15 protein-coding genes are annotated in these 14,639 nt (G+C 68.2%); 3 read left to right on the forward strand and 12 right to left on the reverse strand.

Features of this window, described 5'->3' with window-relative positions; genetic code table 11:
* Positions 1-99: 99 nt before the first annotated feature.
* From FBZ83_RS28180 to FBZ83_RS28205, 6 genes are all read right to left on the reverse strand, one after another.
* Positions 100-459, reverse strand: coding sequence for a DUF6867 family protein (locus FBZ83_RS28180; RefSeq protein WP_145690096.1), 360 nt, complete (start codon positions 457-459; stop codon positions 100-102).
* Entirely contained in the window at positions 459-1,169 is a 711-nt protein-coding gene (locus FBZ83_RS28185) for an ABC transporter ATP-binding protein (RefSeq protein WP_145690097.1), read from the reverse strand. Before FBZ83_RS28185 ends, FBZ83_RS28180 begins: the two co-directional genes overlap by 1 nt.
* 3 nt (positions 1,170-1,172) lie before the next feature.
* Complete coding sequence (locus FBZ83_RS28190) at positions 1,173-2,042, reverse strand: ABC transporter ATP-binding protein (RefSeq protein ID WP_247883410.1); 870 nt, start codon at positions 2,040-2,042, stop codon at positions 1,173-1,175.
* A 29-nt stretch (positions 2,043-2,071) separates the two neighbouring features.
* The gene (gene livM, locus FBZ83_RS28195) at positions 2,072-3,583 is read right to left on the reverse strand and encodes a high-affinity branched-chain amino acid ABC transporter permease LivM (RefSeq protein ID WP_145690098.1); all 1,512 of its coding nucleotides are present in this window, start codon (positions 3,581-3,583) and stop codon (positions 2,072-2,074) included.
* 4 nt (positions 3,584-3,587) lie between these two features.
* Complete coding sequence (locus FBZ83_RS28200; protein ID WP_145679632.1) at positions 3,588-4,493, reverse strand: branched-chain amino acid ABC transporter permease; 906 nt, start codon at positions 4,491-4,493, stop codon at positions 3,588-3,590.
* Between the two features lie 400 nt (positions 4,494-4,893).
* Positions 4,894-5,700 carry a hypothetical protein gene (locus FBZ83_RS28205; protein ID WP_145690099.1) on the reverse strand — a complete coding sequence of 269 codons (807 nt, stop codon included), beginning with the start codon at positions 5,698-5,700 and terminating at the stop codon, positions 4,894-4,896.
* Between the two features lie 256 nt (positions 5,701-5,956).
* On the opposite strand from FBZ83_RS28205, the gene FBZ83_RS28210 reads away from it, so the two are divergent.
* Positions 5,957-6,919 (forward strand): ROK family protein, encoded by a 963-nt coding sequence (locus FBZ83_RS28210; protein WP_145690100.1) that lies wholly within the window; start codon positions 5,957-5,959, stop codon positions 6,917-6,919.
* On the opposite strand, the gene FBZ83_RS28215 is transcribed toward FBZ83_RS28210, so the two are convergent.
* The 5 genes from FBZ83_RS28215 to FBZ83_RS28235 form a co-directional block, all read right to left on the reverse strand.
* Positions 6,916-7,299: a hypothetical protein gene (locus FBZ83_RS28215; protein ID WP_145679629.1), complete on the reverse strand. Its 384-nt coding sequence runs from the start codon at positions 7,297-7,299 to the stop codon at positions 6,916-6,918. The two genes, FBZ83_RS28210 and FBZ83_RS28215, sit on opposite strands and share 4 nt — an antisense overlap.
* Positions 7,300-7,454: 155 nt before the next feature.
* The gene (locus tag FBZ83_RS28220; protein ID WP_145690101.1) at positions 7,455-9,140 is read right to left on the reverse strand and encodes an ArnT family glycosyltransferase; all 1,686 of its coding nucleotides are present in this window, start codon (positions 9,138-9,140) and stop codon (positions 7,455-7,457) included.
* Positions 9,137-9,460, reverse strand: coding sequence for a lipid-A-disaccharide synthase N-terminal domain-containing protein (locus FBZ83_RS28225; RefSeq protein ID WP_145690102.1), 324 nt, complete (start codon positions 9,458-9,460; stop codon positions 9,137-9,139). The genes FBZ83_RS28220 and FBZ83_RS28225 overlap by 4 nt, the downstream gene beginning before the upstream one ends.
* A gap of 31 nt (positions 9,461-9,491) precedes the next feature.
* Complete coding sequence (locus FBZ83_RS28230; protein ID WP_145679626.1) at positions 9,492-10,250, reverse strand: glycosyltransferase family 2 protein; 759 nt, start codon at positions 10,248-10,250, stop codon at positions 9,492-9,494.
* 117 nt (positions 10,251-10,367) lie between these two features.
* Complete coding sequence (locus tag FBZ83_RS28235; protein WP_247888510.1) at positions 10,368-11,897, reverse strand: Do family serine endopeptidase; 1,530 nt, start codon at positions 11,895-11,897, stop codon at positions 10,368-10,370.
* A 561-nt stretch (positions 11,898-12,458) separates the two neighbouring features.
* Here FBZ83_RS28235 and FBZ83_RS28240 point away from each other — a divergent pair.
* Complete coding sequence (locus FBZ83_RS28240) at positions 12,459-13,304, forward strand: hypothetical protein (protein ID WP_145690104.1); 846 nt, start codon at positions 12,459-12,461, stop codon at positions 13,302-13,304.
* A gap of 230 nt (positions 13,305-13,534) precedes the next feature.
* Positions 13,535-13,759 carry a ChaB family protein gene (locus tag FBZ83_RS28245; RefSeq protein ID WP_145690105.1) on the forward strand — a complete coding sequence of 75 codons (225 nt, stop codon included), beginning with the start codon at positions 13,535-13,537 and terminating at the stop codon, positions 13,757-13,759.
* A 45-nt stretch (positions 13,760-13,804) separates the two neighbouring features.
* On the opposite strand, the gene phoU is transcribed toward FBZ83_RS28245, so the two are convergent.
* A complete protein-coding gene (gene phoU / locus FBZ83_RS28250) occupies positions 13,805-14,515 on the reverse strand; it encodes a phosphate signaling complex protein PhoU (protein WP_145690106.1) in 711 nt (236 codons plus the stop codon).
* Between the last annotated feature and the right edge of the window lie 124 nt (positions 14,516-14,639).

Consider the following 14,639-nt stretch of genomic DNA (forward strand, 5'->3'; position numbering starts at 1 on the left):
GGGAGCCGGTGCCGACAAGGTTCCACTATAGTCCGATCATCGCCAAGTGCGACAGTTTCACCCGCGTCCCAGTCCCGATCGGACCCATGGAATTCGCAATCACTGGGCGAGCGTTCCACCGACGCGTTCGCGCCAGTTGAAGGGCCCGGAACGCTCATACAGCCAAGGATACTGGGACACCATTCGGCGCGCCATCGAAATGCGGTACGTGGTCAGGGTGATCGCGCCGATCACCAGGGTGTGCACCACGAATCCATACACCGACAGGAGCTGGCCGCCGAACAGGCCCCAGACCAGGAACCGGTCGCCCAAGCCCAGCAGGACGGAGTAGGCGATGGCGCTCGACAGCGGCTTCCAGCCCTCGGCCAGGGTCTGGCCGGTCAAAACGCCGCAGCCTCCGAACACCAGGACCGTCAGGCCCAGGAACACCGGCAGAGAGGATCCGAGAACGCCGTCCATCAGTGACCTCCCTCCAGATAGGCCGAGCGAACTTCCTCGTTCGCCAGCAATTCCGAGCCGGTCCCCGACATGGTGACCTTGCCGTTGACCATCACATAGCCGCGGTGGGCGAGCTTCAGCGCGTGGAAAGCGTTCTGCTCGACCATGAACACGGTCATCTTCTGTTCGCGGTTGATGTCCTTCACCGCCTGGAAGATCTGCTTCACCACCAGCGGGGCGAGCCCCAGCGACGGCTCGTCGAGAAGCAGCAGCCGCGGCTGGCTCATCAGCGCGCGGCCGATGGCCAGCATCTGCTGCTCGCCGCCCGACATGGTGCCGGCGCGCTGGCTGATGCGTTCCTTCAGGCGCGGGAACAGGGTCAGGACCCGCTCCAGCTCGTTGGCGAAGCTGCCCGGCTTGGCGGTGATGGAGCCCATCTGCAGGTTCTCCAGCACGCTCATGCGCGGGAAGATACGGCGGCCTTCCGGCGACTGGGCGATGCCCAGGCGGACCAGCTCGTAGGTGGGCATCTGCGTGATGTCCTGCCCTTCGAAGGTGATCCGGCCCATGCGGGCGCGCGGACTGCCGCAGATGGTCATGAGAAGCGTGGACTTGCCGGCGCCGTTGGCGCCGATCAGCGAGACGATCTCGCCGGCCCCGATCTCGATATCGACCCCCTTCAGCGCCTCGATGGCGCCGTAGAAGGTGTGGACGCCCGATACCTTCAGCATGGCTCAGGCCCCCTCCTCGGCTCGCTTGGCGACCTCCGGCAGGTCGGCCTTGACCTCCGGCGGCAACTCCTCGTCCTCTTCCTCGCCCAGATAGGCGCGGATGACGGCCGGGTCGTTCTTGACGAAGGCCGGATCACCGTCGGAAATCTTCCGCCCGTAATCCAGCACCACGACATGGTCGGAAATGGTCATCACCACGCTCATGTCGTGCTCGATCAGCAGCACGCCGATCTTGTGCTCGTCGCGGATGTAGGTGAGCAGTTCGGCCAGTTCGCCCGACTCGCGCGGGTTGAGGCCCGCCGCCGGCTCGTCCAGGCAGAGCATCACCGGCTCGGTGCACATGGCGCGGGCGATCTCCAGCCGGCGCTGGGCGCCGTAGGGGAGATTGCCGGCTTCCCAGTCCGCGAATTCCAGCAGGCGGACGCGGTCCAGCCAATATTTGGCCAGTTCGACCGCCTCCCGCTCCGTCTTGGTGTAGGACGGCAGGCCGAGCAGGCCGGCGATGGAGAATCCCGAGGCGCGGATCAGCTTGTTGTGCTGGGCGACGATCAGGTTCTCCAGAACGCTCATGCCGCCGAACAGGCGGATGTTCTGGAAGGTGCGGGCGACGCTGGCCTGCTGCGAGATGCGGTAGCCCGGCATCCGCTCCAGCAGGAACTCCTTCCCGTTGGCGTGGCGCAGCGTCAGCCGGCCCACCGTGGGGGTGTAGAAGCCGGTGATGCAGTTGAACAGCGTGGTCTTGCCGGCGCCGTTCGGACCGATGATCGCGGTGATCTCACCGTTGCTGGCCGAGAAGGAAACGTCGTTGACCGCCACCAGGCCACCGAAGCGCATGGTGAGGTGTTCGACCGTCAGCAGGGGCGTGGTGGTCATGGAACGACCCGTCATCACAGTATCTTCCATCACTTCGCGCTCCCCCCGGCGATGCCCTGGCCGCCGGCGGCGGCGGTGCCCGCGGCGGGGCCGCCGGCTCCACCCTTGCCGTGCAGGAGGATGGTCGGGTCGCGGTGGGCCAGCAGGCCGCGCGGACGCCACAGCATGATCAGAACCATGCCCATGCCGAACGTCAGCATGCGGTAGTCGGCCAGTTCACGGAAGGCTTCCGGCAGGCCGATGACCAGAAGGGTCGCCACGACGACGCCGATCTGGCTGCCCATGCCGCCCAGCACCACAATGGCGAGGATGATCGCCGATTCGATGAAGGTGAAGCTCTCCGGGCTGATAAAGCCCTGGCGGGTGGCGAAGAAGGAGCCGGCAAAGCCGCCGAACATCGCCGCGATGGCGAAGGCCGCCAGCTTCATGTTCGTGCGGTTGATGCCCAGGGAGGCGCAGGCGATGTCGTCCTCGCGCAGCGCTTCCCAGGCACGGCCCAGCGGCAGCTTGCGGACGCGCATGGTGAACAGGTTCACCACCAGGGCCAGCACCAGGATCAGGTAGTAGAGGAAGATGATCCGGTGCAGCGGGCTGAACTCCAGGCCGAACATCTCGTGGAAGGCCGCGGTGCCCTCCGCCGGGGTCCGCGTGAAGTCGGCGATGCCGAAGAAGCTCGGGCGCGGAATGCCGGAGATGCCGTTGGGGCCGCCGGTGAACTGGTACCAGTTGATCAGGATGATGCGGATGATCTCGCCGAAGCCCAGCGTCACGATGGCGAAATAGTCGCCGCGCAGGCGCAGGACCGGGAAGCCCAGCAGAACGCCCGACATCGCCGCCAGGAAGCCGGCCAGCGGCAGGCAGACCCAGAAGCTGAAGCCGAAGTAATGGGCCAGCAGCGCGTAGGAATAGGCGCCCACCGCGTAGAAGGCCACATAGCCGAGATCGAGCAGGCCGGCGAGGCCGACCACGATGTTCAGCCCCCAGCCCAGCATGATGTAGGTCAGCAGCAGGATGCCGATGTCCAGCAGCTGGCGGTCGGCCAGCGGCGTGAACGGGAAGGCCAGCGCGACGACGACGGCGATCGGGCCGAGCCAGCGCGAGGCGTGCTGCACCTGCGCGGCGATGTGGTCCATCCGCTTGTCGCGCTCCGCCTGCGACAGCTTGGAGCGGCCGGTGCGGATCGCCAGGATGGCGCGGATCGCGATGACGGCACCGCCGCCGATCAGGATGACCCGCAGGGCCTCCGTCGGCATGGCGATGAAGAAGCCCGCCGCGGTGGCGGCGGCGGCCAGCACCAGGACGGTGACGGCGTGGCCCTCACGGATCAGGCAGAGGCCGAGGCGGCCGAGGAAGACCAAGCCGACGGCGGCGGCCACCTCGTTCCAGCGGGTCTCCAGCCCGAGCCCGGTGGGACGGTCCACCGTGCGCAGGCCGACCAGCGGGATCGTCAGGAGAAGGGCGACGAAGGCGGTCATCGCCGCCTCCTTCAGGATCACGGGCCAGGCGATGGCCCGCGGGGAGGACATGGAAATCGCGGTCATGGCCTCACACCTTCTCGATTTCCGGACGGCCCAGCAGGCCGGTCGGGCGGAAGATCAGGACGAGCACGAGAATTGTGAAGGTCGCCACGTCCTTCCATTCGCTGCCCATGTAGCCCGACCAGAAGGCCTCGATCAGGCCGATGACCACGCCGCCCAGCATGGCGCCGGGCAGCGAGCCGATGCCGCCGAGCACGGCGGCGGTGAAGGCCTTAACGCCGGCCAGGAAGCCGATGTAGAAGTCGATCACGCCGTAGATCAGCAGGACCATCATGCCGGCCACGGCGGCCAGGGCGGCGCCCATGACGAAGGTCAGCGAGATGACGCGGTCGACGTTGACGCCCAGCAGGCCGGCCATCTTCTTGTCCTGCTCGCACGCGCGCTGGGCGCGGCCGAGCGAGGTGCGGGTGATGAGCTGGGTGAAGCCGTACATCAGCGCGATCGTGATGACGATCGTCGCCAGACGCACGTAGCTGACCGACACCGCACCGTCCATCATGGTCAGGTTGCCCGGCAGGATCGGCTGCAGCGGCTTGCTGCGGGCGCCCTGCAGGATCTGCACGTAGTTCTGCAGGAAGATCGACATGCCGATCGCCGAGATCAGCGGCGCCAGACGCGGCGAGCTGCGCAACGGGCGATAGGCGATGCGCTCCACCGTCCATCCGTAGACGGCGGTGAACAGCATCGATGCGACCAGCATAATCAGAAGAGCCAGCGGAACCCAGGTGATGCCCAGGGTGCCGATGGCCAGGAAGGTGATGAGGGCCACGAAGGCGCCGATCATGTAGATCTCGCCGTGGGCGAAGTTGATCATGCCGATGATGCCGTACACCATCGTGTAACCGATCGCGATGAGGCCATAGATGGCACCCAGCGACAGGCCGTTGATCAACTGCTGAAGGAAGTATTCCATTGTCTTACCTCGCCTCGGCGCGATGCGCAGGCTTCGGCGAGCGAGACAAGCGCGCTCGTACACCAGTCACGTGAAGTGCCACTCCCCGAATTGGCTTACCCGTGCTCTTGAGCGCGGGGCCAAGATTGTTGTGTGAGCGGAACGTTAGCCCAGCGGCTCTCAACAGAGCAAGAGGGCAAACCCGCACTCTATCTGCGGTAATACCAATTTTCCGAGAATTTGCAATATCGATTCATGTCAGTTCCGTGAACTTTGCGCTTGCGTTCTACCATAGCGAATGCACCGCATGAAAAAACCCTCTTCACTGTGGTGAAGAGGGTTTCGCAACAACTGTGCCACTGCTGCGATGCATGATGCCGGTCCGGCTATGACCTCCGGCATCACCATCGATACTGGCCGGTCAGCGCTTGGCGGAGACCACCTGCGCCTTCGCCGGGTCCTTGGGCTTTCCAGGGGCCTTGGCCGTCGCCTTGCCGGTCGACTTGGACGGCGCCGCCGCGCTGCCACTGCGCGAGGCCGGGGCCTGGGCCACGTCGTAATTCACGTCCGGGTTGCTGACGACCTGCACGTCGCACAGCGGCTTTGACGACAAATGCATCAGGCCGGCGCTTTTTTCATCGCCGGTCAGGACGCGAAGGTCGTCCGCCGTCAGATCCATCGCCGCCTTGGACCGGTCCACGAAATTGGCGCAATAGAGACCGGTGCCGATCACCGCGGCGCGGCGGCTGACCTCGTTCGCCAGCTCGGTGCGGAACATGTCGAACTGCCGCGTCGCGTTGCCGCCGCCCTTCTTGCGGAAGTGGTCGATCATCGACGCTTCCGAGTTGGAGATCAGCGAGCGGTTCTTGACCGTGAAGTCCTGGTACAGGTTGAACGGCTTCTTGTCCGGATTCACCTGCTGGCAGGTCAGCCCGACCACCATCATCTCGGTGTGCATGCGGATGGTCTGCTCCGCGGCGTGCTCGGCGCGGCTGTAGCAGGCGCCGGGCTTCGTCGCGGCGGCTTTGGCCGTGGTGCTCTTGGCGGCGGTGCTCTTGGCGGCGGCCGGCTTCGCGGTGGCCTTCGCAGCCGTCTTTTCAGCGGGCTTCGCCGCCTCCTTGGCGACGGCCGGCAGCGCGGCGCCGGCGAACAGCACGGCAAGGCCGACGGCGGCGGCGCTGCGCAAGGTGAAGGAAGGAATGCGATGGGCGGCGCGCTGGCGATTCATCGTTGGTCCGGCTCCGGTGGCCCTGATTGACGGGCGGAATCCGACGGATCACGCCCTCTCCTTCGCTGGTTCTACAAGATCCCGGCAGACGGTCAACCCATATCGCCCGCGCAAAGACCATTTGTCCCAACCTGTGGCGCGACCGTCGCCGGAAAGGCCGGACGGTTGCTTGGCTTGCGGGGTGCCGGTCTTTCCCAGTATTGCAACAGCACCGGCGTCCGTCTGTGACGCGGGCCACAGATCAGGGCATTTTCCCATGAAAGGCACCGGCGGCCTCCTCCCGGCCATCCGCATCGGCATCGACCTCGGCGGCACCAAGACGGAGGGGATCGCGCTCGGCGCGGCCGGCGCGGAGCACGCCCGCTTCCGCGTCCCCTCCCCGCGCGGCGACTACGACGCGACGGTGCGGACCATCGTCGATCTGGTGGCGCGGCTGGAAAGCGCGACGGGATCGGCGGGCGCCACCGTCGGAATCGGCATTCCCGGCGCCATCTCCCCGGCGACCGGGCTGGTGAAGAACGCCAACTCGACCTGGCTCATCGGCAAGGCCTTCGACCGCGACCTGGCCGCGGCGCTGCAGCGGCCGGTGCGAGTCGAGAACGACGCCAACTGTCTGGCCGTCTCGGAGGCGGCGGACGGGGCCGGGGCCGGCTGCGGCGTGGTCTTCGCGGCGATCCTCGGCACCGGCTGCGGAGCGGGAATCGTCGTGGACGGGCGTCCTCTGGGCGGCCGCAACGCCGTCGGCGGCGAGTGGGGGCACAATCCCCTGCCCTGGCCGACCGACGACGAGCGGCCCGGACCGACCTGCTACTGCGGCAAGTCCGGCTGTCTGGAGACCTTCGTGTCCGGCCCCGCGGCCGCCGCCGACCATTGCCGGGCCACCGGCGCGGACCTGACGGTGGAGGCCATCGCCGCGCAGGCGGAGCGCGGCGATGCCGCCGCCCGCGCCACCCTCGACCGGCTGGTCGACCGGCTGGGGCGCGGGCTGGCGGGGATCATCAATGTGCTGGACCCGGACGTCATCGTGCTGGGCGGCGGGCTGTCGAACCTGGAGTTCCTCTACACCGCCCTTCCCCCGGCCATTGCCCGCTGGGCCTTCACGGACAGCCTGGACACGCCGATCCGCCGGGCCGCCCACGGCGATTCGAGCGGAGTCCGCGGGGCCGCCTGGCTGTGGCGGCCCGAGGAGGCCGTGGCTGGCGATCGAAGCCGCGGCTAGCGATCGAAGTTGTATTCCGGATTGAGCGTCACCTCGCGCGGGGTGCCCGGCACGTTGTCGCCGCCGCCGCCCCGCCGCGCCGCCGCAGCGGCGCCACGCGCGTCGCGGACCGGCGGGGTCAGCGAATTGGTCCGGGAATAGGAGGGGGTGGCGCGGGCCGGATCGGTGCCGTAGCCGCGCGAACCGGCGCGGAACTGCTCGCCGTTGCCCATGGCGCCCCAATGGGACGGCCGCGGGCCGGGAACCGGCTGGGCCTCCTCCATGCGGCGCATGTAGGGTCCGGTCGGCACCATCTCCTCATACACCCAGGAAGGGTATTCCTGCCTCTGCGCTTCGGCGGGTGCGGCGTAGGCCAGCACCGCGAGGGTCGCTACAGTCATCGTTCGAAGCATGACACGGCGGCCTTCCATCCTTTTGCGTGTGGAAGACCGATTCCGCCGGACGCGGCCGCTCATGTCCAGGGGGGAGGCGGGTTACTCAGCCCGCAGTCTCCATCTGGCAACCTCCATCGGACGGACACCCCATTCCGGCTCGTTCAGGGGCGCGCCGCGCCATAGAGCGTCAGGGTAAGCCGCTTGCCGGTGTTGTAGTTGAAGCCGGCAAAACGGCCGAGCTGGACCGGCTCCGCCCCCTTCAACGCGGCGCGGAACTCCGCCTCCTCCCGGTCGGTCACCAGGGCCAACCCGCAGGACGGATTCTCCGCCAGATGGGCAGCGGCGCCCGTCCCATGGGTCAGGCGCGTGCCGGTCCCCAGCAGGAAGACGAGGCTGGGCTCCGAATAGCCGGCGGAGGCGACCACGCTGTCGGCGCAGGGCCGCGCCGCCGCGACCGTCCGCGCCGCTTGGCGGCTGATCCACACGCCGTCGATGCCCGGCAGGACCGCACCGTAGGTTCCGGCGTACAGCACCGCCGCCGCCGCCAGACCCGCCGCGAACCCCGGCGTCTCCCGGCGCTGGGCGAACAGGCGCACGGCCAGCGCGTACAGCACGAGAACCACCGGCAGCATGGCGACCGCCACCGGATCGACGCGCCCGTCCACCAGATAGGGAATCACCGCGACCGCAATGGTCAGCGCGCCGAATCCGACAGCCCCGAGAACGGTGGCGACCGAGAACAGGCCCCAGCGCGGCGCGTCGGCGCGGCGCAGGAAATGCTCACGCGCCGCGGCGGCGGTGAGGATGGCGATGGCCGGGAAGACCGGCAGCGTGTAGTGCAGCAGCTTGGTCGGCACCGCCTCGAAGACCAGCCAGCTCGGGATGATCCAGGCGACGCAGAAGCGCACGGCGTCCGCCACCGGCCCGCCGCCCTTGCGGTGGCGCCACGCCCAGGGAGCGGCCAGCATCGCCAGGAAGGACCAGGGAGCGAAGGTCACCCAGAAGGTGCCGAGGTAATAGCCGGGCGGCAATCCCTTCGCCTCCTGCCCGCCGACGACCTTGCCCATCATGTCGTGGCCGACCGATTCCGCGAAGAAGGCGCCCTTGGTCTTCACCGTGATGGCGATCAGCCAGGGCGCGGCGATGGCGACCACGATGGCGAGGCCGACCAGCGGGCGCAGCCGCTTCAGCCAGCCGGCCCGGCGGTCGAGCACCGCCAGCACCAGCGCCGTGGTGCCGGACACCAGGAGGACGATGGGACCCTTGATGAGGATGCCCACGCCCGCGGCGATCCAGAAGGCGAGCGGCGCCGCCCAGCCGGAGCGCTCCGCGTGGCGGTTCAGGTAGAGGCTGGCCAGGGCCGCCTGTCCGATGACGATGGTCGAGAGCAGCACCGCGTCGGTCTTCGCCATGCGGGCCTCGACTCCCAGCACGACGCAGGAGGCCATCATCAGCCCGGCGAGGAAGCCGACCGTCCCGCCGAACATCCGCGCCCCGGTCCAGGCCGTCGCCAGCACCGCCAGCACCGCCCCGAGCAGCGAGGGAATGCGGAAGGTCCAGATCTCCTTTGGCACTCCGCCGGGCCCTTCGACCAGCCGGGTCGCCGCGGTTTGCAGCCAGTAGATGCCGACCGGCTTCTTGTGGCGCGCCTCGTCCTGGAAGCGGATGTCGACATAGTCGCCGCTTTCCAGCATCTGGTGCGACGCCTGGGCGAAGCGCGCCTCGTCGCGGTCGAAGGGCGGCAGATCAAAGAAGCCGGGCAGGAACAGCAGGACGCTGATCACCGCCAGCGCCAGATAGGCCAGGACCGGCAGGCGGCCGGCCTCGGCGTTCGGCACCGCGCTCATGGAGCGCCCGCCGCGCCGCCGTTCCGGCGGTTGTTCAGGACGAAGTAGAGGTTCCGGAAATAGATGATGAGGCCCAGCCCCTGCCCGAACATGAACACCGGATCACCCCGCTGGATCGAATAGGCCAACAAAAGAACCCCGCCGCCGATCGAGAAATACCAGAAGAGATCCGGCACGATGCTGCGCCGGGCGCGCTCGCTGGCGATCCATTGGACGACGAAGCGCATCATGAAGAGCATCTGCGCGAAAAAGCCGACGCCGACCCAGATCAGGTCGGCGCTGCTTTGGCTCTGGTACCAGGCGATGGCGCGTTCGAGCATCGGGCGGCGACCGGTCCGGATGGAGAGGGGGTCAGCGGTCTTCGACCGCGGGCGACAGCGCGGTGCGCCGCTTCAGCCAATAGACGCCCAGCAGGTCGACCACGCCGATGAGGCCGCGGCGCCAGTTGGTGTATTTGGACACGCCGCGCTCCCGCGGGCGGTGGTTGACCGGCACATAGGCCACCGGATGGCCGTGCGACCGGAACAGGGCGGGCAGGAAACGGTGCATCGCCCCGAAGAAGGGCAGATCGAGGAAGGCGTCGCGGCGGAACAGCTTCAGCCCGCAGCCGCTGTCGGTGCAGCCGTCCTGGAGGAAGGACTGCCGGACCGCGTTCGCGAAACGCGAGGCCAGACGCTTGGACAGGGTGTCCTGCCGCTTCTTGCGCAAGCCGCCGACCAGCACTGGCGCGTCCGGGCCGCCCTTGGCGGCCAGGGCGAACAGAGCGGGGATGTCGGCCGGGTCGTTCTGGCCATCGCCGTCGAGGGTGGCGATCCACTCCCCGCGCGCCGCCTTGACTCCGGTGCGCACGGCCGCGCTCTGCCCGGACCGGCGGACGTGGCGGACCAGCCGCAGGCGGCCGGCCGCGACGATCGGCGCGAGGCGCGTCAGCGTGTCGTCACTGGACCCATCGTCCACGTAGATCACCTCGAAGGCGCGGCCCAGCACGGCGGCGGGCGACAGCGCGCGCTCGATCTCTTCAAGAAGGGGAAGGACGTTTTCGGCCTCGTTGAAGACCGGAACCACGACCGACAGCCGCACGGGCGGACGGCCCTCGGAATCTACACTCACTGGATTAATCCCATTCGCCAAGTGGCGGGCAAATTACTCCCGCCGCCCGGCAAACGGTAGAGGAAAAGGTTGAGACGGCCCCCGTGGAGAACCTCCGGGTGCCGCCTCCGGCCGTCCTCAGCCCTTGCGGTCCTCGATGGGCATCGGCACGTAGCGCAGGTCGCCGTCGCGGCTGAGCAGCATCAGCACGGTCTTGCGCCCCTGGCTGCGCGCATCGTCCACCAGCCGGTTCAGGTCCTCCGGCGTTTTCACCGGTTCCTGCCCGGCCTCCACGATGACGTCGCCGGCCTCGATTCCGCGCTCGCTGGCAGCGCTGGCGTCGCCGACCTCGGTCACCACTACGCCCTCGACATCGGGGTTGATGGAGAAGCTGTCGCGCAGACCGGGGGTCAGCTGCGACAGGGTCAGGCCGAGAACCTGCTTGGTGTCTATGGTCGTTTCCGGACGCGGCGTCCCGCTCGATCCGGACAGCGCCACCTGCTCCTGCGGCTCCAATTCGCCCACCGTCACAGTGACGGTTTCGGGCTTGCCCTCGCGCACCAGTTCCAGCGGCACGGCCGAGCCGATCTTCGTGGCGGCGACGACGCGCGGCAGTTCGCGCATCTGCTCGATGGACTCGCCGTTGAAGCGGGTGATGACGTCGCCCTGGCGGACGCCGCCCTTGCCCGCCGGCCCTTCCGGCGACACGCTGGTCACCAGGGCGCCCGCCGGCTCCTGCATGCCCAGGCTCTCGGCGATGTCCGGGGTCACGCTCTGCACCTGGACGCCCAGCCAGCCGCGGCGCACCTGACCATGGTCGCGCAACTGCTCGACAACCGGGCGGGCGACGGAGGACGGGATGGCGAAGCCGATGCCCACCGACCCGCCGGTCGGCGAATAGATCGCCGTGTTGATGCCGATCACCTCGCCGTTCAGGTTGTAGAGCGGTCCGCCGGAATTGCCGCGGTTGATCGAGGCGTCGGTCTGCAGATAGTCGTCGTAGGGCCCCTGTTGAATGTCGCGCTGCCGCGCCGACAGGATGCCCGCGGTCACCGATCCGCCGAGGCCGAAGGGATTGCCGATGGCGACCACCCAGTCGCCGACGCGCAGCGCCTCGCTGTCGCCCCAGGGGGCGGCGACCAGCGGCTTTCTGCTGTCGACCTTGAGAACGGCAAGGTCGGTCGGCCCGTCCACGCCCACGAGCTTCGCGGGCAGTTTGGTGCCGTCGTGCAGGGTGACGGAAATCTCCGACGCTTCGGACACCACATGGCTGTTGGTGACCACGAAGCCCGCCGGGTCGATGATGAATCCGGAGCCCAGCGCCGCCGTCGGGCGTGGCGCCTGCTGCGGCTGCTGCGGCTGGCCGCGCTGGCGGTCGCGAAATTCGCGGAAGAATTCCTCGAAGGGCGATCCCGGGGGAAAGCCGGGCATCTCCGGCCCGCGCGGCCCCGCTTGCGGACCGCCCTGCGGGGGCGCCTGCGTCGTGGATATGAAGACCACCGCGTCGAGCTGCTTGTCCGCGAGATCGGCGAAGGTCGGTGGCGCGTTGGGCGGCAGGACGGACGCCAGCGGCGGCGCGGCGGGGGCCGGAGCAGCCCCTCCACCCGCATCCTGCGCGAAGGCCGGCGGCGAAAAAGCCAGGAAGGCGGCGAAAAGCCCCGCGGACACGGTGGGCACCGGCGAGCGCGGTGCAGATCCGCTCGTCAATCCGGTCTTCAATCCGGCTGGGCGCCGGACGGGGCCGGACCGGGGCCGGAATCGATCGATGGAACGCGGCATGAAGAAACTCCGCCTGTCGGACAGCGCGCGCCATGCGAGGGGCGCTTGATGTCAACAGAACGCTTTGCAACGCATTCCGGACCGCCGTGGATTTTCAAACCGCCTTGCAACCGCGTCCTGCACGACCGATTCGTGAAATACAGTTTTTAAAATTCGCGTCCGCGGATGTTCCTATGCGGTTCGCGGGAGCAACGCCGCAAGGCAATCCGGCCTTCGGACTAAGGCTCCGGCGACCCGCCTAAGCGCAATTTTTCCATGCGGCGCAAAGTTCTTCTGGCATTTTCCCTGCAAGTTCCCGATATTCATCCATACCGACAACATCGCACGCAAAAACGGCTCCTGACGTGATGCTCGTGCACGCGCCCGCGTGCCGCTGCGTCGGAAGGCGCGCGATACGGCCCAAGCAGCGTACGCATGACTCAAAATTCACTTTGGCAACCGAGCGACATAATGAACGCAGAAACCGGGTCCGAACCGGAGGCTCCGAAGAAGCGCGGACGAATCCCCCAGTCGGCGTGGCCGCAGATTCTTGAGCGTTACCGTTCCGGCGTCACCCTGTCGGCGATCGCGCGTGAATTCGAATGCACGCCGAGCGCCATCTCCTACATCATCCGCAAGGCCGAAGCGGCCAGCGAGAAGGACGCGCCGGTCGAAGAGGCCGCCGTCATCGACTCCGCCGCGGAAGAGGCGCCGGCCGGCGACGCCATGGCCGAGGAGCCGCCGCCCGCTCCGGTTGCCGTTCCGGAAGCGCCGGCGCCGGTGAAGCCCGCGCGCCGCGCCGCCGCCCCGGTTTCGGCCCAGGCCCCTGCTCCGACCGCCCAGACGGCGGCTCCGGCTGCGGCTCCGGCGGCCGCCCCGACCGCGGCTCCGCAGCCCGCCCCGACGCAGCCGGCCGCTCCGGCCCAGACCGAGACGCTGCGCCTCAACCGTCCGGAGTCGCAGCCGGCTCCCCAGCCGGCCCCGGTCCAGCCGGCGGCGCCCGCCGCCCAGGCTCCCGCCCAGGGCGCTGCCCAACCCACGGCGGCGGATGCGAACCGCCCGGCCGGCACCAACCCGCCGCCGGTCGACGCCGTCGAGGCGCGGCTGCGCGACACCGCACGCGGTTGCCTGAACGCCTACCGCGGGTGGCGCCAGCAGCCCGGCGAAGCGTCGATCCAGACGCTGTCGGAAGCGGTGCACGAACTGCGCAAGGCCCTGGCCCGCATCGAGATCGACATGTCCGCCAGCCGCCGCGAAGAGCAGGCGATCCGGCCCATTCCGATCCCGGCGCACCGCACCGCGCGCCGCACGCCGTAAGGCAGGCCATCAGAACGGGTCGTCGCAACGCTGCTTGGGTTCGCAAAAAGCCCTTCCCCACCGCCTGGGGAAGGGCTTTTTCATGCCCGGATGCCGGCATCGGACCTTCGGTCTAAGCCACCCGCCCGTCCCGCCTACCTCCAACGCCTCAGGAAAAAGCCCTACGGCTTGCAGTGGAATGACGGCTATACTGGGGACAACAAGGCAAACATAAGCCGGAGGAACGCCCGATGACCTTCCGCCGAAACACAGAACTCCCTGAATCGGTGAAGCGATGCCTGCCGCCGTCGGCGCAGGACATCTACCGCTCGGCCTTCAATCACACTTGGCAGGGATGCCGGTCGCCGGAGGCCGCTCAGGCCATGCAGCGCGAACGGCTGGCGCACAAGGTCGCCTGGGCCGCGGTCCGGCGGCGTTACGAGCCGGACGGCGGCGCTTGGCGCCCCAAGCATTGATCGCCGAAACCGCGACCGTCGACGCGAGGGGCGCGCGTTGCGCCCCTACTCCTTGTCCACCACCGTGAAGCTGCTGAGGTCGCCCTTGCTCCGCTCCTCGGACGGCAGGCGTCCCCGAACGATGTAGCAGATGTTCTCGGCCACGTTCGTGGCGTGGTCCCCGGCCCGCTCGATGGACTTCGCCACGAACAGCAGATGGGTGCAGCCGGTGATCTGCGCCGGCGACTCCATCATGTAAGTGAGGAACTCACGGAACAGGCTGGTGTAGGCCGCGTCGACCTGGCCATCCCGGTTGCGGACGGCCATCGCCCGTTCGGCGTCCTGTTCGTCATAGGCGCTCACCACTTCACGGATCATGCCGAGCACCGTCTCGCCCATCCAGGCCAGCGACGCGACGGGTGTCTCCGCCGGCAGGGCCGCCAGGGTGACCGCGCGTTTGGCGACCGAGCTTGCGAAATCGCCCATGCGCTCCAGGTTCGAGGCGATCTTGAGCGCCGAGATGATGTCGCGCAAATCCTTCGCCATCGGCTGGCGCAGAGCCAGCAAGCGCACGCTCAGCGCCTCAAGCTCCAGCTCGAGACGGTCGATTTCGGCGTCCGCCTCGATCACCCGCGCGGCCTTGTCGGCGTCCCGTTCCGCGATGGCCTGCAGCGCGGCGGCGAACTGCTCCTCCACCCGCCGCCCCATGGTCACGATGATCTGGTGCAGGCGTGCCAGTTCGGCGTCGAAGGCCGCCACCGTATGTCCCCCGGTCATTCCGAGCCCCTCCTCCTTGTTTGCCCGCCGTGGCGCACCGGTCCGATGTCGCGCGGCGCCCGGCAACGGAACGGCATGTTAACATTTAAACCAGATTATCTTATGACACTGCCAAAGCGCTGGA

The sequence above is a fragment of the Azospirillum brasilense genome, assembly GCF_007827815.1.
In the GTDB taxonomy this organism is placed as follows: domain Bacteria; phylum Pseudomonadota; class Alphaproteobacteria; order Azospirillales; family Azospirillaceae; genus Azospirillum; species Azospirillum brasilense_C.